This window comes from Ignavibacterium sp., from assembly GCF_025998815.1.
Lineage (GTDB): Bacteria > Bacteroidota > Ignavibacteria > Ignavibacteriales > Ignavibacteriaceae > Ignavibacterium.
The window spans coordinates 93387-120007 of record NZ_AP026678.1; the positions used below are offsets into that span (position 1 = coordinate 93387).

Annotated in this window: 19 protein-coding genes, 1 other RNA gene and 1 pseudogene; 7 read left to right on the forward strand and 14 right to left on the reverse strand. The window is 34.0% G+C overall.

Annotated elements, in window-relative coordinates; translation table 11 throughout:
* Positions 1–28: 28 nt before the first annotated feature.
* The 8 genes and pseudogenes from Q0X14_RS00385 to Q0X14_RS00420 form a co-directional block, all read right to left on the reverse strand.
* The gene (locus Q0X14_RS00385; protein WP_297840903.1) at positions 29–1261 is read right to left on the reverse strand and encodes an aldolase/citrate lyase family protein; all 1233 of its coding nucleotides are present in this window, start codon (positions 1259–1261) and stop codon (positions 29–31) included.
* Positions 1262–1367: 106 nt separating this feature from the next.
* Positions 1368–1733 carry a four helix bundle protein gene (locus tag Q0X14_RS00390; protein ID WP_297840905.1) on the reverse strand — a complete coding sequence of 122 codons (366 nt, stop codon included), beginning with the start codon at positions 1731–1733 and terminating at the stop codon, positions 1368–1370.
* Positions 1734–1794: 61 nt separating this feature from the next.
* Positions 1795–3228, reverse strand: coding sequence for an MmgE/PrpD family protein (locus tag Q0X14_RS00395; protein ID WP_297840906.1), 1434 nt, complete (start codon positions 3226–3228; stop codon positions 1795–1797).
* A 60-nt stretch (positions 3229–3288) separates the two neighbouring features.
* Positions 3289–3657, reverse strand: a pseudogene (locus Q0X14_RS00400) (GxxExxY protein).
* 66 nt (positions 3658–3723) lie between these two features.
* Positions 3724–5697, reverse strand: a complete 1974-nt coding sequence (gene lysF, locus Q0X14_RS00405) for a homoaconitase (RefSeq protein WP_297840910.1) — start codon at positions 5695–5697, stop codon at positions 3724–3726.
* A gap of 94 nt (positions 5698–5791) precedes the next feature.
* Positions 5792–6325 (reverse strand): HD domain-containing protein, encoded by a 534-nt coding sequence (locus Q0X14_RS00410; protein ID WP_297840913.1) that lies wholly within the window; start codon positions 6323–6325, stop codon positions 5792–5794.
* Between the two features lie 67 nt (positions 6326–6392).
* Entirely contained in the window at positions 6393–8027 is a 1635-nt protein-coding gene (locus Q0X14_RS00415; RefSeq protein ID WP_297840914.1) for a carbon starvation protein A, read from the reverse strand.
* Positions 8028–8112: 85 nt separating this feature from the next.
* The gene (locus tag Q0X14_RS00420) at positions 8113–9294 is read right to left on the reverse strand and encodes an isocitrate/isopropylmalate family dehydrogenase (protein WP_297840917.1); all 1182 of its coding nucleotides are present in this window, start codon (positions 9292–9294) and stop codon (positions 8113–8115) included.
* Between the two features lie 145 nt (positions 9295–9439).
* On the opposite strand from Q0X14_RS00420, the gene Q0X14_RS00425 reads away from it, so the two are divergent.
* The 3 genes from Q0X14_RS00425 to ffs all read left to right on the forward strand — a co-directional run bounded on the left by Q0X14_RS00425 (position 9440) and on the right by ffs (position 13870).
* Entirely contained in the window at positions 9440–12772 is a 3333-nt protein-coding gene (locus Q0X14_RS00425; protein WP_297840920.1) for an ATP-binding protein, read from the forward strand.
* A gap of 8 nt (positions 12773–12780) precedes the next feature.
* Entirely contained in the window at positions 12781–13746 is a 966-nt protein-coding gene (locus tag Q0X14_RS00430; RefSeq protein WP_297840923.1) for a site-specific DNA-methyltransferase, read from the forward strand.
* A gap of 29 nt (positions 13747–13775) precedes the next feature.
* Positions 13776–13870: signal recognition particle sRNA small type (gene ffs / locus Q0X14_RS00435), an RNA gene on the forward strand.
* Here ffs and sixA read toward each other — a convergent pair.
* From sixA to Q0X14_RS00450, 3 genes are read right to left on the reverse strand one after another with little or no spacing between them, the layout of a single operon-like run.
* The gene (gene sixA / locus Q0X14_RS00440; protein WP_297840926.1) at positions 13868–14344 is read right to left on the reverse strand and encodes a phosphohistidine phosphatase SixA; all 477 of its coding nucleotides are present in this window, start codon (positions 14342–14344) and stop codon (positions 13868–13870) included. The genes ffs and sixA overlap by 3 nt on opposite strands.
* Complete coding sequence (locus tag Q0X14_RS00445) at positions 14341–14640, reverse strand: hypothetical protein (protein WP_297840929.1); 300 nt, start codon at positions 14638–14640, stop codon at positions 14341–14343. Before Q0X14_RS00445 ends, sixA begins: the two co-directional genes overlap by 4 nt.
* Positions 14640–15812 (reverse strand): hypothetical protein, encoded by a 1173-nt coding sequence (locus Q0X14_RS00450; RefSeq protein WP_297840932.1) that lies wholly within the window; start codon positions 15810–15812, stop codon positions 14640–14642. The genes Q0X14_RS00445 and Q0X14_RS00450 overlap by 1 nt, the downstream gene beginning before the upstream one ends.
* A 92-nt stretch (positions 15813–15904) precedes the next feature.
* Here Q0X14_RS00450 and Q0X14_RS00455 point away from each other — a divergent pair, with 92 nt between their 5' ends.
* Positions 15905–17782, forward strand: coding sequence for a Na+/H+ antiporter NhaC family protein (locus Q0X14_RS00455; RefSeq protein WP_297840934.1), 1878 nt, complete (start codon positions 15905–15907; stop codon positions 17780–17782).
* On the opposite strand, the gene Q0X14_RS00460 is transcribed toward Q0X14_RS00455, so the two are convergent.
* The 3 genes from Q0X14_RS00460 to glgC all read right to left on the reverse strand — a co-directional run bounded on the left by Q0X14_RS00460 (position 17779) and on the right by glgC (position 21753).
* A complete protein-coding gene (locus Q0X14_RS00460; protein ID WP_297840936.1) occupies positions 17779–18624 on the reverse strand; it encodes a L,D-transpeptidase in 846 nt (281 codons plus the stop codon). The two genes, Q0X14_RS00455 and Q0X14_RS00460, sit on opposite strands and share 4 nt — an antisense overlap.
* On the reverse strand, positions 18621–20444 hold the full coding sequence (uvrC, locus tag Q0X14_RS00465; protein ID WP_297840939.1) for an excinuclease ABC subunit UvrC: 1824 nt from the start codon (positions 20442–20444) through the stop codon (positions 18621–18623). The genes Q0X14_RS00460 and uvrC overlap by 4 nt, the downstream gene beginning before the upstream one ends.
* Before the next feature lie 67 nt (positions 20445–20511).
* The gene (gene glgC / locus Q0X14_RS00470) at positions 20512–21753 is read right to left on the reverse strand and encodes a glucose-1-phosphate adenylyltransferase (protein ID WP_297840942.1); all 1242 of its coding nucleotides are present in this window, start codon (positions 21751–21753) and stop codon (positions 20512–20514) included.
* 121 nt (positions 21754–21874) lie between these two features.
* Here glgC and Q0X14_RS00475 point away from each other — a divergent pair, with 121 nt between their 5' ends.
* From Q0X14_RS00475 to Q0X14_RS00485, 3 genes are all read left to right on the forward strand, one after another.
* Positions 21875–23476, forward strand: coding sequence for a M1 family metallopeptidase (locus tag Q0X14_RS00475; RefSeq protein WP_297840944.1), 1602 nt, complete (start codon positions 21875–21877; stop codon positions 23474–23476).
* 62 nt (positions 23477–23538) lie between these two features.
* The gene (locus Q0X14_RS00480) at positions 23539–24261 is read left to right on the forward strand and encodes a UDP-2,3-diacylglucosamine diphosphatase (protein WP_297840946.1); all 723 of its coding nucleotides are present in this window, start codon (positions 23539–23541) and stop codon (positions 24259–24261) included.
* Between the two features lie 6 nt (positions 24262–24267).
* Complete coding sequence (locus Q0X14_RS00485; RefSeq protein WP_297840949.1) at positions 24268–26493, forward strand: PBP1A family penicillin-binding protein; 2226 nt, start codon at positions 24268–24270, stop codon at positions 26491–26493.
* The last annotated feature ends 128 nt before the right edge of the window (positions 26494–26621 follow it).

A 26621-nucleotide genomic window follows, 5' to 3' on the forward strand; every position in this document is an offset into this window, starting at 1 on the left:
TTTAAAAAATCATAATGAATAAGTTTAATCAGTGTACTACTTCCTTTCTCCAATTTTTGTTTAACAGATTATTTTGAATTGCAAGGTCAATTGTTTTAATTGCTCTTTTAACTACAGGTGGATCAATCATCTTACTTCCCAGTGCTACAACACCAAGTCCTTTTTTCTCAGCTTCTTCAAATGCAAGTACAATTTTTTTAGCTTTCTCAATTTCATCTGCAGTTGGAGCAAATGCCTGATGCACAACAGGAATTTGTCTTGGATGAATGCAACCTTTTCCTTCAAATCCAAGTGACTTTGCTTCAATAACACTTTGACGAAGACCTTCCATATCTGCAACATCAGAAAATACTGTATCAATTGGTTGAATGCTTGCAGCACGAGCTGCATTAACTAACATCTGTCGGGCAAAAATACTTTCGCGTCCTTCATTTGTTCTTTGAGTACCGATGTCTGCTGTGTAATCTTCCAATCCGATTGCGAGAGCACAATTCAGTTTTGATCCTGAGGCAATTTCATAAGATTTTATAACACCAAGTGCGCTTTCAATTATCGGCATAAAATAAATTTCTGATTTTATATCAAATTGTTTTTTTAGTTTCTCAACTTCTTTTTCTACTGCTTTTACCTGTTCGGCAGATTCGCATTTAGGAATTAAAATCACATGTACATTATGTGGAACTATAAATTTCAAATCATCAATTCCTTTTGGTAATTGATTTATTCTCACCATTCTTTCTGCACCATAAAAATCAACTGAACGAAGCGCATTTCTAACCAGCAATTGAGCGGCATCTTTTTCAGATGGCGCAACTGAATCTTCAAGATCTAGAATTATTCCATCAGGCGAATGTAATCCTGCGTTAATAAAAAATTTCGGTTCATTGCCAGGCAGATATAATCTTGTTCTTCTTAATCTGTCTTTGGTAGTTGTATATTCGTTCTGTTTAATAAATGGCAGAAGGAATTCTTTTTTAGTATTTGGGAATAATCTTTTTACGGCGAGTTCGAATCTTGCTGCGATAACAAAAGGTAATGCACCGTAGTCTTCGCAAATTATTTTTGCATTTTTCAGATTAAAGTAATCGCACATCTCAAATATTAATTCGCGGATTGATTCTCCGTACATTACTTCTACTTTACTTTTCAACTCGAGTTTAATCCCACCAGATTCCTTAAGTTGAATTTCTATGTAACAATCCGAGCGAATGTTATCGCCACGTTTACCTGCAATACTTTTGTTCAAGGTTTTGGTTTTCATAATTTTATTTCTTGAAATGATTAATTGTTTGCTTCACTATTAATTTTAGTCAGTAATTGTCATTGTTATTCAATGATGGTCATTTATAGTCATTAGTCAGTTTTAGTCATTTATTGTTTGGAGTTCTACCAATAGTTTTGATGTAATTATTCAATTTGACTCCAATTGTTTCAATCTCAGTAATAAGTTCGAGATAAATCTTTTCTTCTATGAGTTTTCTGTTAAAAGCTTTTCGAATCCAGGTTTTAGTTTCATATAGAGAGCCTCTTGAATAATAACAAAACTGTTTATTCTCTTTATAAAAATATCTCCCGAACCCTTCACTTAAATTTGCTGCAACCGAATCAACAGCTCTCATTAACTGCTTACCAACGACATCCTTTGCAAAATAATCCCATTCAATAACAATATTCCAAATCCTTTCAGCAATGTTCATTGACAATTGATAAACTTGCAACTCTTCTAATTTCACTTCACCTCCGTTTATAAGACAAATGACTAAAAATGACTTAATGACCACAAATGACAATAATTCATAAAATCATCTTCTTCATAAACTCTCTGGCAGTCATCAACTCTGCATTAAAGATTGCGTCCTTTATTTCTTTTCTTCTTCCGGCAACAAGAAGTTTTTCAGAAAGTCCTTCGAATTTATTATCAAGGTCTTCCATTGTCATCGGTTCGCGCGGATCACCTTTTGGATATTCAAGATATTCCGAAAATTCTCTTCCGTCTTTTGTCTTTATTACTACTTTACTTGGTTGTTTTGCCGGAAACATTTTTTCAAACTCTTCAGATGCTTCACCATGAATTTTATCAATCACTTCCCATATTCTCGGGTCTTTAAGTTTCTCTTCGGAGAAAGATTGAGTTGTAATTTTATGATCTACCAAAGCGGCTGCAATACAATAGGGAAGTGAATGATCTGCAGTCTCACGAGACTCCGGACGATATTTGTGCGGATCAAAAAGTATATCGCAAGCTCTTGCTATTGTTGTGATTGTTACAGATTCAATCTGATCATAAGATATGTTATTCTTAGTTACCACTTTTAGTGTTGCAGAAATGTGAGTATGAGTTAATGCTTCAGTAGGGAATGCCTTCATACTGCATTCAAGGATTTTATAGGAGTCACCAAGTCCACCAATAAGTTTATCAACATCCCATTTCCATTCACCAAGAGTTTCGCGTCCCTGCATCTGAACAGGTTTAACTTTCTGTTCTTTTACATCCCAACCAAAGAAACAGTCCATAAATCCTTCTTTACCTTCAAATACTGCTTCAGTTCCTGTGTAACCTCTTTGAGCCATCATTGCTGCAAAAACTCCGGACTGAACGGCCATCGGATCAACAGTGTTTTTCATCATTGTAAGTTTGCCAGCAGTCGGACATCCAATTGTATGATTGTGGCTTCCGTTTATTCCAATTGCATTTACCATCTGCTCAACTGTCAATCCAAGAATTTTTCCTGCAACAATGGGAGAGACAAATTGGGTTAGTGTTGCGTGATGCCATTTTCTTTCACGAATTCCTGGTACAGCAAATTCACAAAGTCGTTGTTCAAATTCATAAGCAAGAACGATTGCTGTAATAACTTCTTCCATTGATGCACCAACCATTTCAGCAGTTGCAAGTGCTGCTGGAATCAGGTCTGATGGATGAGATGGATCTTCTTTCCAGTAAATATCATTGAAGTCAAGTGCACGAATCATAAGAGAGTTTACCAGTGTAGCATTAACTGCAGGAATTTTATCTCCAAATACCAATACCGTTGCTTCTTCGGTTCCTCCCATATCTTTGTAGATGTTACGAATTATTCTAACATCCTTTGTGTGATATCCACCGAAAGCACATCCTACAGAATCGTAGAGATATCTTTTTACTTCGTGGATAACTTCTTTTGGTAAGTCTTTGTATTGCAGATTAACTGCAAACTCAGCGATTGTTCTTGAGATGGATTTGTTCATAAAATTTCCTCTGATAAATTTTTTAGTGATTGGAACACGGATTTAACTGATTTAACAGATTTAAACGGATTTTTTAAATTCATTTTCGAAAATTTGTCTCTTGAATTGTGGCTTCTTATCAAAGTTCAATAGAAGTCCAACTTAGATTTCTGTCGCTTTAAGATAATTCAAAAGTTGATTTTCATGTTCTTCTATTATTCCTTCAGCGGCTTTAATTTCTATTATAATTTTATTCTCAACAATTATATCAGCAAAATATTCTCCAACTATATGACTTTTGTAAAACACTTTGATTTGTTTTTGTTTCTCACATTATAAATTCATCAATTTTAATTCAGGCATTAAAGCATTTTCATATACTTTCTCTAAAAATCCATAGCCCAGTGTATTATATACATTATAAAAAGCTCTAATAATTTTTTCTGTAATATCCTGATATTAAAACTGCATTTAAATCTGTTTTGATCCGTTCAATCTGTTTAATCCGTGATCCTATTAACTTCCGAGGTTCTTTTTTACCCATTCCTCAAGTCCTCCAGTGACAATTAATTCCTGTGCAGCTTCACCGACCGGATCAATTGTATATGACTTGCTATCAACATTAATGACTGAATTCTGAAAATCAATCTTTGCAATCATTCCGGTTTTAACTGTCAGTTTTTGTGCACCAAATTTTGCTTTCAAATCATTTATCAGTTCAGGGCATTCAATCAGAAGAAATCCATTATTCAAAGCATTTCGTTTATATGTTTCATTAAAAGTTCCGGCAATAACTAACTGAATACCTTTATACTTTAACGCTGTTGCAGCTTGTTCACGCGAAGAGCCTGTACCGAAATTAAATCCACCTACAAGAATATCACCAGCTTTTGCAATCTTTACAAATTCAGGATCATAATTCTCCATTACAACTTCAGCTTGTTGTTGCGGAGTCATATCATCATTATAAGTGTATTTGCCGGGGTAAATTCCATCAGTATTAAGATTATCCTGGTGACAAAAAATTAATTCTCCTTCAACAACTGGTTTGAAGCCCTCTATAATTTTTACGGTTGTTTTCTTATCAGCTTTCTTTGAATTTACTTTAACACTACCGAGAATTTTATGACCACCATTATTCCAGTTGTAATCAATCTTTCCTGCAATTGCCGATGAAGCTACAACCGCAGGAGAAGCAAGATAGGCAAATGCATTCGGCGAGCCCATTCTTCCTTTAAAGTTTCTGTTGGTTGCAGAAATTCCCACCTCGCCGTCTTCAAGCAGTCCGGTTCCCAAACCAATACAAGGACCGCAACCCGGAGGAAGAGGAATTGCACCAGCTTCAAGTAAAGTTTGCCAATAACCAAGTTTTTCAGCTTCTTTCTGCACTTCACTTGATGCGGCAGCAATATAAAATTTTACTCCTTCGGCTACTTTTTTCCCTTTAACAACCTCTGCTGCTTCTTTAATATCATCAAGTCTGCTATTAACACAGGAAACGAGATAGGCTTTATTGATTTTAACATCCTTATTTTTTAATTCAGAAACTGGTGCGAAAGTTTTAACTGTGTTTGGTCCGGAAACAAAAGGTTCGATGGTAGATAAATCAATTATAAGTTCCTTTGCATAGAATGCATCTTCATCTGCTTTCAAAATGTTTTTTTCAAGTTCATCAATTCGTTTATTGTTCACCCTTGGATGAATACCATTTCCATCAATGTCTGATGCAACTCCTTCTAGTCCGCGTTTGGAAATATAGTCGGCACGATTTCTTAACCATTGAATAGTTATTTCATCAACCGGGAAAACTCCTGCAAGTGCACCCCATTCTGTTGTCATATTAGAAATTGCAAGTCGTTCATCTACTGATAAACTTTTTACTCCGTCTCCGACAAATTCAATAGCATGATTTAATACTTCATCGTGATTAAAGTATCCGCATAAAGCAATAATCAAATCTTTGCCGGTTACTCCTTTTCTTAATTTGCCGGTTAAAGTAACTCTGGCAATCGGAGGAACCTGCCACCAGGTTCTTCCTGTAGCCCAGATTGCAGCAGCATCAGTTCTTACGATTGGAGTACCAAGACAACCTAATCCACCATACATATTTGAATGACTATCAGATGCAACTGCCATTGTTAGAGGCCAGGCATAACCTTCTTCGCACATAATCTGATGTCCGATTCCTCTTCCCGCCGGATAAAAATCGGCTCCCATAGTCTTAGCAAACTCTTCAATCTTTTTATACTTCTCAAGATTCTTTTCGGATTTATCCTGCACATTATGATCAAGTGTGATTACCACCTGTCTTGGATTGGCAAGTTTTGTTGCACCGATTGATTTGAACTTGGGAATCACTGCACCAGTATTGTCGTGCGTCATTACATAAGCAGGTTTGATTGAAAGATAATCACCTGCGTGAACTTCGTGCTGCGGAGTTAATCCAACAGCAAACCTTTGAGCTATTTTTTCTATTAGTGTTTGACTCATAGTTATCTCCATAAAAAACAATGGAACACTGATGACACAGATGAGACTGTTCTGCGCTGACCCGCAAAATCAGCTTCATCTGCGTGCAATTGTTTTAAGCCTTAAAAGGATCGAACGATACAAAATCTGCATGATGAACAATTATTGCTTCAACACTTCGTTTTGCAAGATCACCTTCTTTTGCGTGATAAGCAATAATATGCTGAACCTCAGGTGGAAGACCGAATCTGTCCGCAATCGCGACTCCACTGAATGGATGACGAAGTAATTTTCCTGCTTTACTTGTTGTAAGTTGTCCATCAACTTTATCATATTCTATTAACTTACCAACATCAATCAGAATTGCGCCTGCAATAAGAATATCCATATCAATCTTAATTTCATCACCAAAATTTTCTTTCATTCGTTTTGCAATATCTACAGAAAGCTGAACAGCAGTTCGTTTATGATTCATAAAAGAAATTTTGCAATCTTTAATCAGAAGTGAAAAGGGAATTACTTCAAGATCTTCAGGACTGAGAACCGAATTTTCAATTGCATAAATCCAGCAGTCAAGAACTTTTTCCCGTAATTGCTCATCTTTAATCCATTTTATTTCAGGCCAGATAGATAAAACTTTTTCGCGCATATTATCTCCGAATAATTTTGAACAGATTTATAAGTGTCATTTATATATCACAAACTAATATTGGATTTCAAATAATTTCCTTTGCAGTTTCCTTTCCATTCACAAGAACATTATAAGTTTTAAACCCAAGTGAAACAGCTAAAAGAAAAAGTAGCAATGAAATTATTGACAAAGTATAATTAGAAGAATTAAAATTAGTAATTACCAACATTCCAAGTGATGTTAGTGTTACAGCAAACATAAAAAGCATAGGTATCATTACGAATAATATTCCTTTTCGTAAATAAGCTATCCAGGCAGTCAAAGCCAATAAAGCAAGAGCTGCAAGCAGTTGGTTCGCACTTCCGAAAACCGGCCAGATGGACATTGTCTGTCCACTGAATGTTAATGCAGCACCTACTGCAACTGTGATTCCGGTGGCTACAAAACGATTTTGTAATACAGATTTTTTCTCAGGTTGGTCTTTAACTTCAAAAAATTCCTGAAACATAAACCTTGCAAGTCGGGTTGCTGTGTCCAATGAAGTAAGTGCAAATGCAGAAACAGCAAGCGCAGAAAATGTTTGGCCTGCTTCAACTGAAATATTCAAAAAAGGAATTGCATTCAGAAATCTTGCAACACCTAGTGAGAATGCCGGAACAGGTCCTTTGTTTACAAGAATATCAATAAATTCTTTGTTAACCATTGATGCTACTGCAGTAAGTGATAAAACTGCAAGTAAACCTTCAATTAACATCCCACCATAACCAACAAGTCTGGCATCAGTTTCTTTGTCAAGTTGTTTGGCGGTTGTTCCACTCCCCACCAAAGAATGAAAACCACTTATTGCACCACAAGCGACTGTAACAAACAATGCAGGGAAGAGATACCCAACTTTATCCAATGAGAATGAACTGAATGCAGGAATATTTATTGATGGTGCTGCAAAAAAAACTCCAATCAGTCCGCCAATCATCAATGCGTAAAGGAAAAATGAATTCAGATAATCTCTTGGTTGAAGTAATATCCAAACCGGTGTAACCGATGCAGCAAATATGTATGCAAATAAAATTAGTTGCCACCAAATAGTGCTTAACTGAATTGGAAAATAATTTCCTGCAACAATACATAAAAAGAGTAAGATTACTCCAACTATTGTTCCGATTGTCAGAGGAACTTTAAATCTGTAGATAGCCAATCCAAAAACAATCGCAAGCAAAATGAAAAGAATTGATGATGTTGCTGAACTTGGAATATGAGTAAATGTATCAGCAACAATAATTGTGAAAACAGCAATAACAAGAATTAAAGTTGCCCAGGAAAAAAGAAGAAATAATCTTTTACCACTTTCACCAATGTAGGTTTGAATTATAAATCCGATTGATTTGCTTTGATGTCGGACTGAAGAGATGATTGAAGAAAAATCATGAACACCACCGATAAAAACTGCACCGAATAAAACCCACAAATAAACAGGAACCCAGCCAAATCCTGCTGCAATTACTGGTCCGACGATCGGTCCGGCTCCGGCAATGGATGCAAAATGATGACCAAGTAAAACTGGTGGTTTGGCAGGACAGTAATCAACTCCATCATTCATTGTATGAGAAGGAGTCGGGTTGCTGTTATTCACTTCAAGTCGTTTGATGAGAAAGTTACCGTACAACTTGTAAGCAACAGCATACATTACAACTGCGATTATTATGAGTTCTATTCCATTCATGTTTCTTCCTCAGTGAAACTTAGTGATTCAGGTGTCTGAGTGGTAAAATATTCACCACAAAGGCACTAAGCACACATAGATACACTTAGAGATTTTTAATTATTTCATCCGTCATTTGCTGAGTAGATGCTGCACCATATTTGAATACATCTGGTCCACCTCGAAGCTTCATCATATCGTAAGTTTTTACTTTGCCTTCTTCTATAACTTTTGCAATTGCTTTTCTTATTCTTTCAGCTTTTTCATTTTCACCAAGATGATCAAGCATCATGCAAGCACTGAGAATCATTGCAATTGGATTTACGATTGATGGATTTAATTCCTGATATTTTGGTGCACTTCCGTGAGTAGGTTCAAATACAGCGACCTCTTCACCAAGATTTGCACTGCAAGCAAATCCTAACCCACCGACAAGTCCTGCAAATCCATCAGAGATAATATCACCGAACATATTTTCGGCAACAATCACTCCATAGTCTTCAGGATTTTTTGTAAGCCACATCATTTGTGCATCAATGTTTGTGTCCCAAAGTGCAATATCCGGATATTCTTTTGCAATTTCTTTTCCGATCTTCAACATCATTCCTGAAGTTTCTCTTAATACATTCGGTTTTTCACAAACAGTTACATTCTTATATCCATATTTCTTTGCATATTCAAATGCTGCTCTGATAATTCTTGTAGCAGCTTTCCTGGTTACAATTCGGGTTGAGATTGCCATTTCTTCAGGTGGAACATTTGCAAAAGCTTTCCATTTAGGATGAGATGCAAATGCATCAAGAACATTCTTAGGTGGATTTGTCCATTCAATTCCAGCATAAAGTCCTTCAGTGTTTTGACGGAAGATGACAGCGTTTACCATTGGTTCTTCGTAACCGCCTTTTCCATCTTTACGAATAAAGTTCAGTGGATTTCCCTTAAAAGAAATGCAAGGACGAATACAAATATCAAGATTAAAATGTTGTCGCATTCCAACAATAGGTGAGAAGTAAGAATAACCTTTCCCTTTCAATGAAGGATCAAGTTCTTTTTCAGCAGCATCTTTTGGTTTGGAAGTGATTGCACCAAATAATCCTATTTTATGCTTTGCAAGTAAATCAATTGTTCTTTGTGGAAGTGCATTTCCTTCTTTACACCAGAATTCCCAACCAATATCGCCGTGAACATATTCAGCTTCGAAACCAACTGCATCTAACACTCTGATTGCTTCGGGAAGGACGGTTTTTCCAATGCCATCTCCGGGCATTGCGACGATTGTTCTTTTCATATAAGCCCCTAAATAAGTGAAGAAAAATTTGCTTCCGAAACTTAGAAAAAGGCTTTTTGCCTTGCAAGGAATTAAGGATGAAATCGTTTAATTTCAAAAATCATTGTATTAAATTTAACAGAGTATTTATAAGAAAATTTTAGATTTGAAAGGAATAGATTCTATTAGCGATAATTCAATTGAGCGACTTCACTCGCTAATTGCATCTTCTATTGATGTAATTTTCAGAATTTCCAAAACAGGAAAACTGAAATACATTAGCCCTTCTGTAAAGGATCTGCTTGGATATTCTCCTGAAGAAGTACTTAATAAATCAATTATTCATTTTGTTGATTCGAATAAAGTTGAAAATTACTTCAATTCATTTGTAAAACTTATTAGAAGCTCTGAGCAAGCAAATTTTCAGGTTGAACTTATCAGTAAATCAGGCAAAACAATTCCTGTAGAAATCAATCTGAAAGTAATTGATGATAATGGAGAAACATTTGGACAGGGAACTATCAGAGATATCCGATTCAGATTAGAAGCACAAAGAAGAATTGAATCATCAGAATATATTTTTAAAGTTATTTGGGACAGATCAAAAGATGGTATGCGTTTGACTGATGAAAATGGAATTGTGAGACTTTGTAATGATTCATTTGCGCTTATGTTTTGTAAAACAAAAGATGAAATAGTTGGTAAACCAATTTCCATTCTTTATGATCCTTCAATTGAAGAGCTTATTCTTGATGATTACAAACAAAGTTTCAAGTCCGGAAAATTAAAAGATCACTTTGAATTCAATGCTCCTTTGTGGAATGGAACCCAACTATTTTTTGAGATATCAAATTCATTTATTGAGAATCTAAGTGGAGAAAAATTTCTACTTAGCATATTCCGTGATATAAGTGAAAGAAAATTAAATGAAATTCTGATTGAGAAAAAAAGTAACTTACTTCAGGGAATCTCGAAAGCAATCGCTGCTTTAATAGCTGCTCATAATGAATCCGAAGGTTTTAATTCGGCATTAAGAATTCTAGGTGAATATGCTTCAGTTGACAGAGTTTATTTATTCAGACATTTCGAAGATGAAATAACGGAAGAAAAATACTTTTCACTTAGTTATGAGTGGACTGCTTCAGGAATAATTCCGCAAATAAAAGATCCAGCATTTCGACGAATTTCATATTCGCGATTTTCTGCTCTTCAGTTTTATGAACTTTTATCAAAAGGTCAATCACTTTCATTCATACTGAAAAATCTTTCCAGAGAAGAAAGAAGAGCTTTTATTGATTCCACAATTAAATCAATTATTCTTGTTCCTATTTTGATTGATGGAAACTATTGGGGATTTATCGGTTTTGATGATTGTCATTCAGACAGATTATGGACGAGTGATGAGGAATCAATCTTAAGCACAATGGCAGCTGTGCTTGGTGCAGTGATAAAACGAAATCAGATTGCTGAACAGCTCCTACGAAAAAATATTGAACTTGATAAAGCCATTAAAGAAACTGAACAAGCAGCAAAAGCAAAAAGTGAATTTCTTGCATTGATGAGTCACGAAATAAGAACGCCGATGAATGGTGTAATAGGAATGACAGGTTTGCTTCTTGATACTATGTTAACTGATGCTCAGCGTGAGTATGTGAACACAATCAGATTAAGCGGCGAACAGCTTTTGGTAATCATTAACGATATACTGGATTTCACAAAAATAGAATCTGAAAAACTTGAACTTGAATCAATTCCATTTTTATTAAACGAATGTATTGAAGATTCTCTCGAACTGATTTCTTCAAAAGCTGCTGAAAAGGATATTGAGATATATTACAGAATGACTGATGATGTTCCTGCAGTAATTAGTGGAGATGTTACTCGTCTCCGGCAAATATTAACCAATCTTATTGGAAATGCCGTTAAGTTTACCAGTAAAGGTGAAGTAGAAGTTTCTGTATTTGTTGAAGAAAGAGATAACGAAAACATTAAATTGAAGTTCATTGTTCGCGATACCGGAATTGGAATTCCAAAAGATAAAATGGATAGATTGTTCAAACCATTTTCGCAAGTTGATTCATCAACAACCAGAAGTTATGGTGGAACAGGACTTGGACTTGTTATCAGCAAAAAGCTTGTTGAGATGATGGGTGGAGAAATAAAAGTTGAAAGTGAAGAAGGGCAGGGAAGCAAATTTATTTTCACAATCAACACAACGATTCCAACAGTTGATACTTCGCTTCGGAGTGTTCAGATTCCTGCAACTTTTGAAGATAAAAAAGTATTGTTAGTTGATACAAATTATCAGCACGGACAGGTCTTATATAATCTTCTAAAAAAATGGAATATGAATGTTGATGTTGCTGTTGACATTAATGTACTTTATCATAATCTGGATTATGTTAATGATTATGATATTGTAATCATAAACGCTTCGGGAATTTATCAGAAACTTGCTGATGTTGTAGAGAGAATAAAATTAAAAAATTCGAAAAGAAAATTTGGTTTTATCATTCTTAAATATCACGGGAAAGAAATTTCAGTCAAAGAATCTGATTCAGTTCCGTCAGTTAAAATATTATCAAAACCTTTCAGACTTAAGTCCTTAGTCGAAGTTATTGATTTAACTATAACACCAAGAACAGAGGATAAGTCACTGAAACAAATTTCACCTGAAGTTGCAGAATCTCTTTCAGAACCAACCCGATTAAAAATTCTTCTTGCTGAAGATAATAATATCAATCAGATGGTTGCTTCAAGAATGATTGAAAGATTAGGTTATAAAGCAGATATAGTTTCTAACGGGAAAGAGGCAGTTGAAGCAGCATCAAACATTGATTATGATATCATATTTATGGATATACTAATGCCTGAAATGGATGGCATTGAAGCTTGCAATGTAATCAAAGGTCAATTGAACAAAGAACATAAACCCGTAATTGTTGCTATGACTGCTAATGCAATGGCTGGTGACGAGGAAAATTATATCAAAGCCGGAATGGATGATTATCTTAGCAAACCTGTTAACCTTGAAGATTTACGAAGAGTGCTTGATAAATGGTCAAGGCAAATTGTTGCAAGAAAGAATCAGAAATTATTCCGTGACCTTAACAAAGAAATTGAACTAACTTTTATTAAAGAAAAAAATATTTCTTTTCTGAATGAGATAACAAGTGAAAATGATCTGATATTTTTCAGAGAAATGCTTGATGTTTATTTAACTGAAATCCCTAAAAATCTTGAACATATAAAAGAAGCAATCCTTTCAAAAAATGCTGATCAGTTAAAATTCTATTTGCACAAACTTAAAGGCACTTATCTGACATTGGGAATAGAAAATTTGATTGAGTACTTTAAGATTTTAAGCGAAGCTGCTGTTCAAAACAATATAAATGAAGAGACATTCAAAACATTTGCTGACTTTTCAAATAAGTCAGAGAAAATTCTTGAGGAAATTTCTATTCTGAAAGAAAAGTATCAACACATTTCTTTAACCTGATTTGTTAAATGAATTCTAATCAAAAAAAGAATGCACCATATAATCGGACATTAAAATTAACCTCTGAAGATACCAGGAATCTTTCTCCATTATTATTAAGGATAAATTCTAAAAGTAAACTTTGTGAAATCGAAAATAGAATCTTAAATCAGGACTTGTTCGAAGCGATTGATTACTTGCCGGAAAAATTTGTGGATTTATTATTCATCGATCCACCTTACAATATGAATAAGAAATTTTCAAGCGTAAACTTCAGAAAAAAATCATTAACGGATTATGAAGCGTGGTTAGAAAGCTGGTTCCGAAAAATAATTCCCTTACTAAAACCTGATGCATCTGTTTACTTTTGCTCTGACTGGCAAACTTCGATCGCAGTTTTTAATGTGCTCAATAAATATCTTAAAGTAAGAAACAGAATTACCTGGGAAAGAGAAAAGGGCAGAGGTTCAGTCAAAAATTGGAAGAACTGTCACGAAGACATCTGGTTCTGCACCTTATCAGATAATTACTACTTCAATGCTGATGCAGTTAAACTTAAACGCCGTGTCCTTGCACCTTATCGGGATGAAAATAAAAATCCGAAAGATTGGAAAGCAGAAACAGAAGGTAATTATCGTTTAACTCATCCTTCAAACATCTGGACAGATTTAACTATTCCATTCTGGTCAATGCCTGAAAATACTGAGCATCCAACTCAGAAACCTGAAAAGCTTTTAGCCAAGATAATACTCGCTAGTTCGCGGGAAGGCGATTTTGTATTTGATCCATTTTGTGGTGTTGGAACTTCGTTGGTTGTTGCGAAAAAACTGAATCGAAAGTTTTGTGGAATTGAACTCGAGAAAAAATATGCTCTTCTTTCACTCAAGAGATTAGCTCTTGCTGAAATCGATAAATCAATTCAGGGATATGCTGACGGCGTATTTTGGGAAAGAAATACACTTCGTGAGCAACTCATAAATAAAAAATCGAAATAAATTCCGTAACTTTGCATGCGAAATTTTGAAACGGGTGCCGGCTAACAGGTCAATACCCAACTCCGTCAGGTCCGGAAGGAAGCAGCGGTAAGTATCTGACTTGTGTAGCTTGGTGCCCTTTTTAATATGCTTCTGCAGGAATCAAAAACTCTAATCTTCCTCTTCCGAAATTCAGCATTCCATCAAAACTAATTTTAGCAATTGCAGCTGGTGGAAAACTTAGATTAAGGTGGTTATTGCTGCAAAGGTTTGAAATATGATTTGATAAATCAGGTTGATGACCAACAACAGCAATATTATTTCCTTGGTAAACAGACAGAACATCAATCAGACTGCCGGTGCTACAACCCGCCGCAATATTATTTTCTCTTATCAGTTTTTCTTTTACACTGAAAACTTCCGCAATTACATTTGCAGTTTGCTCGGCTCTCACATAAGGTGAATATAAAATCATATCAAATGTCGAAATAATTTTCTTCCAACCTTCAGACGCCTTTTTAATCAATTCAATTCCATCCGAAGTAAGTTCTCTTTCAAAATCTTTCTTTGGTGGAATTAATTTTTCTGAAATGCTGTGGCGGATTAAGTATAAATTCATTCTTCACTTTGATAGTTTACAGTAATTACAGTGATATTGCGATGTGATTCCATCAACAACTTACTTAAGCTTCTTCCGGCAGATGAATTTAATTTATTATCCATTTCATTTTTGTCTTTGGCAGTTAGCTCACAAAAATGACTGTATTTCTGATCTAACAATAAATTACTTTCAACTTCTGCCAACTTAACTTCAGTTCCATTTATTTCTGTTAACAAAGGCAAAAAACTATTTCTGAAAAAATTCAAAAAATTGTTTTCATTCGATTTATGTATGAATATTAAAAGTTTATACATTAGCATTTAATTATGAATGATGAAAGAATGTCATTAAAAAGTTTTTCATTTTCTTTATAAACTGCTTTTGAACCTTCAATCAGCAATAAATACTTTTTATTTCCACAACTATGTTCAAATGTTTGATAGAAACGCTTCAAATCCTGTTTGAGTTCAGATTGACGGATTTTATAATTCCCAATTTCTTTAGCCACACTTAGTTTTTCATTCACATAGATTTCTGCGGAATCAGTCAAAGGAATTTTAATTATTCCGATTGTTGAACCGAGTTTCTGATTTACAAAATAAATTCCTTTGATATTTCTGTTTAAATCCTGACTTAAAGAAACATTATAAATTTTTGACCATTCTTTTGGAATCTGAAATTTGAAATCATTTTCGTCAGCAACAAAAGTATTGTTATCTGCGGAGTATTCAAGAAGATCGTTAATAGATTTTTTATTTAATATATGATTTGATGAAAGCTCCGCCTGAGTATTATTTATTTCTTTCAGAATAATAGAATCAAATAAATTTTTATTGCTTACATATCTGAATCCGGAAATATCAAAAACAAAAGTGTCAATTGAATCGGATATTGATGTGAATTTTGGTTTGGGAATTTTTGTTCGAATCAAACTATCGGTTAGTTCAACGATATTCTGAAATATTGAATCTTTGGGCGAACTGAAAAAAGTAAAAGTACGGAAAACCAGATTGAATTTATTTTCGTTTGGATAGTAAAGTGAATATCTCTGAAGATTAAATACATCATAAGATTTGAATTCTTCTTTTACCTCAATAACTGTTCTGTTGTTGTATGATTTCCACTTTGCTGTTAAATACCCGTTTAGGGAAACATCTTTTAATAAAAGATTTAAAGAGTCATCTATAACTGCAAGAAGATTATAAGCAGGAATCGGATGTTCAAGAAGGATTGAGTAAACTTTTTTATTGTCGATCAGAGCACTGTCAATTTCAATTTTATTGTAAGTAAAAGATTTATCTTTTGCTTTATCGAATAATCCGGCGATTGGATTTTTTGAAATGTCCGTGCTGTCCAAAGCTGATGTTAACAGAAGGTATAATTTTTTCCCATCAACTAAAGGAAAATGTTTTTCCTCTTTACCAAATTGACAGGAATAAAATATGAAAGCAATGGAAATGACTGATGTTAATATGAACTTTTTCATCTTGCTGACAAAAATATAAAACTAATTTGATTTTTTTATCTTCAGATTTATTTTTCAACCGAAATTTATCAACTATAATCTCAACGAGTATATTGAAAAAATTTTTTCTGCTTAATCTTTTCTTCCTGATATTCTCTGTAATGTCTTACAGTCAGAAAATCCAGGTTCCTCAAATCGTTCTTACCAACATCGAATTTGAAATAAAGATTAGTGATTATCCTGATACCAATTCTTCAATTCCAATTAAAATTATCTCATCCGAAGGCAAATTAATTTCAGAGCATCATTTAAACCGTCAAGAAAAACAGTTTTCTGGTAAAATTAAATTGCCTGATAGTGGAAAGTATTTTATTGAATTAAATGGAAAAAGAAATGATTCAACAATTAATGTCATTCCCGGATTCCTGAGTATCATTCCACCTTTGATTGCAATTTTTGTTGCCCTCATCTTCCGTCAGGTTTTATTTTCACTTCTGCTTGGAATATTTGCCGGAACATTTTTTCTTTATGATTATAATCCTTTAATTGCTTTTATGCGACTTGTTGATGTGTATGTTATAAATTCTTTGATAGATAAATCTCACATTCAGATAATTGTGTTTACTTTGATGTTTGGTGGAGTTATCGGTTTGATGTCTAAATCAGGAGGAACAACAGGAATTGCAAATCTTTTAATACCGTTGGCAAAGAACAGAAAATCAGGAATGCTTGCTACCTGGCTTTCAGGCATAATAATATTTTTTGATGATTATGCTAACACGCTTGTTGTTGGAAATTTAATGCGACCACTAACAGATAAATTAAAAATTTCCCGTGAGAAACTTGCTTTTATCGTTGATGCAACTTCAGCACCGGTTGCCAGCATTTTTTTGATAAGTTCCTGGATCGGTTATGAAGTTGGTTTAATTCAGGATGGTTTCAAAGTGATTGGTTCAAATGTTAATGCTTATAATGTTTTCCTTGATACAATAATTTTCCGCTTCTATCCTATTGCTATGTTAATTTTTATACCAATCACGATTCTTATGAAAAGAGATTTCGGACCGATGCTTAAAGCAGAGCGATATGCTTTGGCGAATGGAATTGATGCAAAACATTCCGGAAGTAAAAGCAATGATATTCTTAAATCAACCGAACTCTTTGGAAATGAGGACAAAGCAAAGTGGTATAACGGAGTAATTCCGATTCTCATTATTGTCTTTGGTACTGTAGCCGGATTGATTTTCACAGGAATCAAATCCCTGGAATCGATGGGGATTAAAGATTATACACTACGCGATATAATTTCTAATTCTGATTCTTATTCTGCTTTGTTGTGGTCATCAGCAGCTGCGTGTGTCGTAGCAGGTGTTATGATTAGTTTTCAAAAGATTATGAATCTTGGTGAAATTATGGATGCCTGGTTTCTGGGAATCAGATCGATGCTTCTTGCTGTAGTGATGTTAACACTTGCCTGGGCAATTGGTTCAATCACACAGGATATGAAAACAGCCGATTACATTATTAGTGTAATTAGTGATTCGATTGCACCTCATTGGTTGCCTGTAATTGTATTTATTGTTTGTGCTGCCACAAGTTTTTCAACAGGAACGAGTTGGGGAACAATGGCTATTATGATGCCACTCGTTATTCCTTTGGCATTTCATATATCTTCACTTAATAATTTATCTGAAGCAGATAGTTATCTTATAATGGTTGGAGCAATAAGCTCTGTATTAGCCGGTTGTGTTTTTGGCGATCATTGCTCACCGATTTCTGATACTACAATTTTATCATCAATGGCTTCAGGTTGTGATCATGTTGCGCATGTAAATACTCAACTTCCTTATGCAATCTTTGTTGCAATTTTCTGTATGTTGCTCGGAGATATTCCGACAGCATTTGGATTCCCACCAATTCTGTCAATAGTTTTAATTGTTCTTTGTCTGATTATCGGATTAAGATTTCTTGGTAGAAAAGTATTGGATTAATCAGTTGATGCAAAAAGCTTTTCGATTGAAAAATAATTTACTGGAATCATTTCAGCTTTGATTTCTGGTATTGCGATTTCAACAAAAAGGTATTCCGGATAAATCCTTTGTCTTGGTGCAACTTTGTTAAAATCTCCGATTGAAATTCCTTCGTGAGTAATGTTCTTATTATCAATTAGAATCTTTTCATTAACAAAATTCAAAAAACTTCCTTTATAAAGATGATTCATCCTTCTTTTGATTTCTTTCGGAAGGTTTTCGCTATCGTAGTATTTATATTCATTTGAACTTTTATCAGCAAAAGAAATCCGGATGGCAGTTTCACCTTTATGAACCAATACCGGAGCTCCGTAATTAAGTTTTGAGAATAATTCTTTGCCATCTTCTCTTGATACTCTTACACAACCGTGAGATGAGGTTTTGTTCCCCAGATATTTATAATAAGATTTTCCTGCCAAAGCGTGAAAACCAATTCCATAATTAAATCCCATCCAATTTAACATCAAAGTACTATCAAATTGAGTTGAGTACCATTTTGCAGCTTTGTGCTGAATTACAAAAATGCCCGTATTTGTTTCAACTCCATCTTTAATTTTCTTTGTTCCGCTGGATACTTTAAATGTTTTAACGGAATCAAATCGAGAGTGAAGATATCCTAATTGTTTTGATAAATCAATTTCAACAAAATAATCTGACAAGGTAAAAACAGTATCGACAATTTTTGTCGAACTGATTTTTTTCAATTCCTCAAAACTCAAAGATTGCTTTGTTGAGTATACTCTATTCGGGTCATCAGCAAAACTGATGGTTGTAATTACGAATAAGATTAAAAGTGCTTTCATTCCGTGCTTTGGTTAAAATGAGATTTTATTAATTCTGCTTTCTTTATTCCGATCACCGAAGCAAGCTCTTCAAGTGAAGATGATTTTACTGCTTCGAGACTTCCGAATTTTTCAATAAGCAGTTTAGCAGTTTGTGTGCCAATACCTTTTATCTCAGTTAACTCTGTTGATATGATTCTTTTGGTTCTTCTTTGTCTGTGAAAGGTTATCGCAAACCGATGTGCTTCATCTCTTATTTGTTGCAAAAGTTTTAATCCGGATGATGTTTTTGCAATTGTTTCAGGTTCTGATTTGCCGGGAAAGAAAACTTCTTCCAATCTTTTTGCTAATCCAATGATATTATAATTTTTAACACCAAGTTTATTCAGAACTTCAACTGCACTTGAAAGCTGACCTTTTCCACCGTCAACCATTATCAAATCGGGAAAAGTTTCATTTTCGGTCAGCAGTTTTGAGTACCTTCTTTCAATGACTTCACGCATACTTGCAAAATCATCAGGACCGTCAACACTTTTAATTATGAATTTTCTGTATAAACTTTTCTTTGGTTTTCCGTCAACAAAAACTACCATACTTGCAACACTGTCTGAGCCCTGAATGTTTGAAATGTCAAAACACTCAATCTTCTTTGGTAGGTTTTTTAATCTTAAATCTCTTTGTAAGGCAGCAAGTGGATAGGGAACATTTCCAAGATTTTTCATTTTCTGAATCTGAATTTCTTTCAACTGCAGCATAGCATTTTCTTTACACATCTTTACAAGTGACTTCAAATCACCTCTTTGTGGCACAACAAATTTTACTCTATGATTTGCTTTATGAATAAGCCATTCGAGAATTGCTTCTTTATCTTCGGGTTCAACTTCCAATACTATTTCTTTTGGAATCTCAGCGAAATCCTGATAATAAAATTTTATTGCAGCAGAATAAATCTGTGGAAGTTCTTCACCTTCTTCTATCGAAAGACGAAGTTGTTTCTTGCCAATTAATTTTCCATCACGAATATTAAATACAGAACAGCTTGAATCTTTTCCTTCAAATGCAACGGCGAAAATATCTCTGTCATCAAAATCATCGCTAACAATTTTTTGTTTTGATGAAATACTTGTCAGTTGATTTATTTTATCTCTTAATTCGGCTGCTTTTTCAAACTCAAGATTTTCAACGGCAATATTCATTTTTTCAGTAAATGATTTTATTAATTCATCTGTCTTGCCCTTAAGCAATTGAATTACTTCTTTTACCATTTCATTATAAGCGACTGCACTAATCAGACCTTCGCAAGGTCCGTCACATTTCTTAATATGATAATCAAGACAGACTTTAAATTTTTTAGCATTTATGTTTTCCTCAGTCAAATCAAGTTTACAACTTCTTATTCTGAAAATCTGATTGATCATCCTTAATGAAGCTTTCATACTTTTAACATCTGTATAAGGACCAAAATATTTCGAACCATCATTAACCAGATGTCTTGTAGGATAAATTCTTGGGAATAGTTCATTCGTCACTTTAATGAAAGGATAACTTTTATCGTCTTTAAGATTTACATTATATCTTGGTTTGAACTGCTTGATAAGATTGTTCTCAAGTATGAGAGCTTCAACTTCGCTGTCGGTAACAACAATCTGAACTTCTTCTGTCTTTTCAACGATTGCTAATGTTTTAGGTGATGTTACATTATTCTGAAAATAACTTCTTACACGATTTCTTAAATTCTTTGCTTTACCTACATAAATAATTTTACCATTCTTATTAAGAAACTGATATACGCCAGGTTTAGCAGGTAAATTTTTTAATTGTAATTCTAATTTTGAATTCATGACACAAAGTGGAGTAATTCACTTTTTTTGTTGAGTGAAAATAAAGCAGGAAGGTGATAAAATAAATTTAGTCTTTAAGCACCATATTTTTGGGAATTACAACAATACCAGTTTCAGTCACGGTGAACTTTTTCTTGTCTTCCTCAGGATCAAATCCTATTTCATATCCCTCAGGTATTGTTACATTCTTATCAATAATAGCTCTTCTTATTCTTGCATGACGACCAACCCAAACATTGTGAAAAAGAATTGAATCTGTTATGTACGAATAAGAATTTATTCTGACATTAGCTCCAAGTATTGACCTTTCAACCAAACCTCCTGAAACTATGGTTCCGTCGCAAACAAGAGAATTTAAAGTTCTACCAACTCTTTCTCCTTCGTGAGAAACTGTTTTTGCAGGTGGATATTGATATTGATATGTTCTTAAAGGCCATTCTGAATCGTAAAGATTAAATTCCGGTGTAACGCTTATCAAGTCCATATTAGCAGCGTAGTAACTATCAAGCGTTCCAATATCTCTCCAATATGGCTGAACTTTTTTGTTCTCATCAATGAAGCGAAAAGCGATTACTTTTAATTTGGATTTAACCATATATGGAATTACATCCTGTCCAAAATCAAGTGCTTTTATTTTTTTCGATTCCATTTCAAGTAATACATCTTTAAGTACAGAAGCTTTGAAAACATAAATTCCCATATTAACAAACGAGAAACCTTTTTTATCAGGAATTTCCGGAGGAACAGGTGGTTTCTCAATAAAAGATTGCACATTATAGTTTTCATCAATTCCAACAATTCCAAATCTGCTTGCCTGGTCTTTAGGAACTTCAATACAAGCCATACTTAAATCAGCATCGTTCTTAATGTGATTATCAATAAATTTCAGATAGTCCATTTTGTAGATATGATCACCGCTTAATATTAAAACCCATTTTGCTTTTCTGTCAGAGAAAAGATTAAGGTTCTGATAGATTGCATTTGCAGTTCCCAGATACCAATCATTATTCATTTTTCTTTGAGGTGGAACTGAGTAGATGAATTCTCCAAGCTCAGGATTAAAAATACTCCACGCTTCAAACAAATGCATATTGAGAGAGTCAGATTTATATTGTGTTAGAACATAAATTCTCCTTAAACCAGAGTTCAGACAATTTGATAAAGCGAAATCAATAATTCTGTATTTGCCACCAAATGGAACTGCGGGTTTACTTCTGACTGCGGTTAAAGGATAAAGTCTTTCACCTTGACCACCAGCAAGAATAACGGTGATTGTATCTCTGAGAATTGATGAACCAGGGGAGAACATATTAACCTCTTAATTTACATCAAAAATATATTGAATTATCTTTTGATTGGCAATTAAAGTTTTGGTTAAATTGTAAAAAAAAATTCTAAAAATATTAAAGTTAATTATTCAGGTATGTGAAATGTTTTTTGCTCTCAACCTTTTAAAGATCCTTTTAGTGATAGATGTAGTTCTGTTTAAGTTAATTTTTAATGATGGAGTTAAAGCAGGATATGTTAGCACATCTCAGAAGAATGTAGATATTCTTCACTATCATTTGAAAATAGATTTAAACGCAGAAAAAAAGTTAATCGAAGGTGAAGTTAAAATACTTGCACACAAATTAATTCCTGAGCAAAGAAATATTGATTTACATTTCTATGGAAATATGATTGCAAAGAAAGTTTATTCAGAGTCAGGTGAATTAATGTTTCATCAGATAAAAAATATTCTTTCGATTGATGTTTCCGAAATCAAAAAAGACACAGTCGGGTTTTCAATTCAATATTATGGAAGTCCAAAACGCTCCGGATTCAATGGGTTCGTGTTCGGAGAGATTAATAATATTCCTCTCATTTATAATTTGAATGAACCTAATTATGCTCCAAGTTGGTTTCCTTGTGATGATGATCCTGAGGACAAAGCTTTCCTCGATATTGAAATAACTAATGACAGTAGTTTTGTTTCCGTTTCGAATGGAAAATTAGTTAGTGTTAAAAATAATGGTGAGAAAAAAACATATCATTGGAAGTCAGACTATCCGATTTCAACATACCTGATTGCTGTTTATTCATCAAAGTATATTTCATTTACTCAAAACTATAAATCAATTTCAGGAAAAGAATTTCCACTTGAGTTTTATGTATTACCAAATCATCTGGAAGAAGCCAAAAAGGATTTCGCTGAACATAAAGAAATGCTTGAAGCTTTTGAAAATCTTTTTGGCGAATATCCTTTTGCTGATGATAAATATGGAGTTGCAGAATTTTTATGGAATTATGGAGCAATGGAAACTCAAACTATAACGGGAATTGGATACAATTTCGTATCTGGAAAAAACTTTGCAAGAGATATCCTCGCACACGAACTTGCACATCATTGGTGGGGAAATGCCGTTGGTCCAAAAACCTGGAAAGATATTTGGTTGAATGAAGGTTTCGCTTCTTACAGTGAAGCATTATTCCTTGAGTATAAATTTGGTAATGCTTCATTACAATCGGCCATGAGAAGTAAATTCAGTGAGTATTTCCGGGGACCTCTTTATAATCCTGTTAATCTTTTCAGTGAAACAGTTTATGATAAAGGAGCCTGGGTTCTTCATATGCTAAGGAATGAAATTGGTGATTCGAATTTCTTTAAGTCACTGAAGAAATATTATGAAATCTATAAGTATAAGAATGCTTCTACTGAAGACTTTAAAGATGTTTGTGAAACTTTAAGCAATCAGAATCTTGATAAATTTTTTGATGATTGGGTTTATAATGATAAAGGAATTATCAGATGTAATTACAGTTTTAATGACAATACTATCTCACTAATGCAAGTAGGTGATGAGTTTAAAGACTTTCACTTTAACCTTGATTTGAAAATTGTTTATTCAGACAACTCATCTGAGATCAAAACTTTCAGAGTTGAACACAGCAATGAAAGATTTGAGACTGGAACTACAAAAGAAATAAAATCAGTAATTGCCGATCCCGAAGGAAAACTACTTGCAATTTTCAATGAAGAAGAACATCAATAATAATTCAAATCTTTTATTTCAGTGCTCATATAACTAATTTTCAACAAAAATTTTTATAAAGTGTGAACAAGACTTACTTTTTTATTTCAGATGTACACCTTGGATTGCAGTCCAGGGAAATTGAAAATGCAAAAGAACGAAAACTTGTTGAGTTTCTGAACTTCGCCAAAAATAATTGTAACGAATTGTTTATTGCTGGCGATTTATTCGACTATTGGTTTGAATATCGCAGGGTTTATCAAAAAGGTTTTTTCAGAACTCTTACGGCTTTGCAGGATTTAGCAGAAGCTGGAATTAAAGTACATTACTTTATCGGTAATCACGATTTTTTTCATAATGGATTTTTTGAAAAAGAAATTGGTTTAATTCTGTATCAAAATCCTTCAGAGTTTCGTCTAAACAACAAACGATTTTTTATTGGTCATGGTGATGGATTAGTCAAAAATGATTTAGGTTATAATATCTTAAAAGTAATTCTGAGAAGCCGTTTTACTCAATTCCTTTATTCACTAATTCATCCCGATATTGGAGTTACACTTGCAAGCCATACCAGTAAATCAAGTCGTGACTATACAAGTAAAAAAGATTATGGTGAGGAAGATGGATTGTTTGAAGCAGCTAAAAAGAAAATTGATGAAGGTTATGATTTTGTTCTGTTCGGACATCTTCACAGAAAACAATTTTTGAATTATAAAAATGGATATTACATAAATTTAGGTTCCTGGATAACAGAACCTTGCTATGGAAAATTTACAGACAAGTTCGAAATAATAGATATCAAATAAAATTTTATGACAAAGAAAAAATCTGATCAGAATATTAAAAGAAAAAGAATTATTTATTCTTCAATAACGCTGGTATTTATTGCATTACTGATTTATATCATCAGCGGATTACCCTCACTTGAACAACTTGAAAATCCTAAACCTATACTTGCAAGCAAGGTATATTCATCAGACGGTGAACTAATCGGACAGTTTTTTATTGAGAATAGAATTGAAACAAACATAGATAGTTTACCAAAACATCTGATTGAAGCACTTATCGCAACAGAAGATAAGAATTTTTATGATCATTGGGGTGTTGATCTGGGAAGATTCTTCAAAGCTATGATTAAAAATATAATCACTTTTTCCTTTACTGAAGGCGAAGGTGCAAGCACTATTACTCAACAATGTGCTAAGAATCTTTACAACTTAAAATCAGGCAGAGAAAATGCGCTCGACAAAGTAGTAAGAAAAATCAGAGAATGGATTTCTGCAATACAGATAGAAAGAAATTTCACAAAGAATGAAATTCTCGAACTCTATCTTAATGTTTCATATTTCGGAAGAGGTGCTTACGGAATTGAATCAGCAGCAAAAATTTATTTCAATAAGAAAGCAAGTGAGCTGACACTTCCTGAATCGGCATTAATGATAGCACTTTTAAAATCTTCAGAGTATTATGATCCGGTAAAAAATTATGATAACGCACTTCGTCGCAGAAATGTTGTTTTAAATAATATGGTGGTTAATGGTTACCTTTATGAAAGTGAATATCAGAAATTAAAACAATTGCCCATCCAACTGGCAACTGATCGGCCGAGTGCTATTAGAACTGATGCTCCACATTTTATGGAGTACATTCGATTACAATTAACACCAATTATGGAAAAGTATGGATATGATTTGTATCGTGATGGATTAAATATCTACACAACTTTAGACATGAAAATGCAGAGAATTGCAAATCGTTCTGCTGCTAAACATATTACCGAATATCAGGAATTGTTTAATAAGAATTGGAACTGGGATCGTAACAAAAGTCTTCTTGCAGATTTATTAGACAAAGCAATAAAAAATAATCCCGCTTACAGAAACGCTACAAATGTTACTGAGAAAACAAAAATTTATAATTCACTAAAAAATTCTCAGGCATTTGTTGACTCGGTAAAGAAGGAAGCCGCTAAAATTGAAGTTGGTTTTGTAGTTATGGATCCTAAGAATGGGCATATAAAAGCATTAGTTGGTGGTACTAATCAGGAATTTGGCAGAGGATTGAATCATGTAACCGGAATTAGAAGACAACCAGGATCAGCATTCAAGCCTTTCGTCTATACAACAGCAATCGAAAACGGATATTTCCCAGCATATACCTTGCTCAATCAGAAATTTGATTACAACGGTTGGTCGCCTGATAACGCAGACAATGAGTACACTGGATATGAGACACTCAGGTGGGGATTATCGTATTCTGTTAATGTAATTGCCGGCAGAATGACGATTAGTGATATTGCTCCTCCGTCTCAGGTTATCAGTATTGCCAAAAGAATGGGCATAAAATCAAAGCTCGATCCGTTTCCGGCAATCGCATTGGGAACTATGGAGGTAAGTCCACTTGAGATAACATCAGCATTTGGAACATTTGCAAATAGAGGCGTTCATGTTGAGCCGATTTCGATATTAAGAATTGAAGACAGAAATGGAATCTTAATACAGGAGTTTTCACCACAAAGTGTGCAGGCAATTTCTCCACAAACAGCATCAATAATGGCTGATATGATGCAGGATGTAGTTAATTATGGAACAGGTGCTGGTGTAAGGAGATATTTCCAATATCCCGCTGCAGGTAAAACCGGCACTACACAAAAATTTTCTGATGCGTGGTTTGTTGGTTATACTCCTGATCTGGTGGCGGGTGTTTGGGTTGGATTTGATGATCACAGAGTTAAGTTTACTAACTGGTATGGACAAGGCGCAAAAGCTGCATTACCAATATGGGCAATGTTTATGCAGGCAGCATATAAGGAACTTAATTTACCACTCAGATATTTTGAACTTGCTGATGGAGTTGAAACAGCAACATTTTGTAAAGAAACAATGCGATTGGGTGATACAAGACTTGCAACTGAGAATTGTCCGGAAACTTACACTGATATAATTAATTCAAATAATCTTCCGGCTACTTGTGAGATTCATGGTGGTGGAAGAATAATGCGTGAGAATAGAAGTGGCGAAAGTGGTTGGAGTCATTAGTTAAATTTAGTTAGTTAAATTAATTTTGCAGAGCATTTTGGAAACTACCTTTAACTGAAGCCCGGATGGCGGAATTGGAAGACCTGTCTGCCGACAGGCAGGCGCGCTAGTTCAGGAAGATAAAAAAT

Coding starts and splice junctions, on each gene's coding strand:
- Q0X14_RS00385 (WP_297840903.1), bottom strand. CDS start 1,261: ATGAAAACCAAAACCTTGAACAAAAGTATTGCAGGTAAACGTGGCGAT.
- Q0X14_RS00395 (WP_297840906.1), bottom strand. CDS start 3,228: ATGAACAAATCCATCTCAAGAACAATCGCTGAGTTTGCAGTTAATCTG.
- lysF (WP_297840910.1), bottom strand. CDS start 5,697: ATGAGTCAAACACTAATAGAAAAAATAGCTCAAAGGTTTGCTGTTGGA.
- Q0X14_RS00410 (WP_297840913.1), bottom strand. CDS start 6,325: ATGCGCGAAAAAGTTTTATCTATCTGGCCTGAAATAAAATGGATTAAA.
- Q0X14_RS00415 (WP_297840914.1), bottom strand. CDS start 8,027: ATGAATGGAATAGAACTCATAATAATCGCAGTTGTAATGTATGCTGTT.
- Q0X14_RS00420 (WP_297840917.1), bottom strand. CDS start 9,294: ATGAAAAGAACAATCGTCGCAATGCCCGGAGATGGCATTGGAAAAACC.
- Q0X14_RS00430 (WP_297840923.1), top strand. CDS start 12,781: ATGAATTCTAATCAAAAAAAGAATGCACCATATAATCGGACATTAAAA.
- sixA (WP_297840926.1), bottom strand. CDS start 14,344: ATGAATTTATACTTAATCCGCCACAGCATTTCAGAAAAATTAATTCCA.
- Q0X14_RS00445 (WP_297840929.1), bottom strand. CDS start 14,640: ATGTATAAACTTTTAATATTCATACATAAATCGAATGAAAACAATTTT.
- Q0X14_RS00450 (WP_297840932.1), bottom strand. CDS start 15,812: ATGAAAAAGTTCATATTAACATCAGTCATTTCCATTGCTTTCATATTT.
- Q0X14_RS00460 (WP_297840936.1), bottom strand. CDS start 18,624: ATGAAAGCACTTTTAATCTTATTCGTAATTACAACCATCAGTTTTGCT.
- uvrC (WP_297840939.1), bottom strand. CDS start 20,444: ATGAATTCAAAATTAGAATTACAATTAAAAAATTTACCTGCTAAACCT.
- glgC (WP_297840942.1), bottom strand. CDS start 21,753: ATGTTCTCCCCTGGTTCATCAATTCTCAGAGATACAATCACCGTTATT.
- Q0X14_RS00475 (WP_297840944.1), top strand. CDS start 21,875: ATGTTTTTTGCTCTCAACCTTTTAAAGATCCTTTTAGTGATAGATGTA.
- Q0X14_RS00485 (WP_297840949.1), top strand. CDS start 24,268: ATGACAAAGAAAAAATCTGATCAGAATATTAAAAGAAAAAGAATTATT.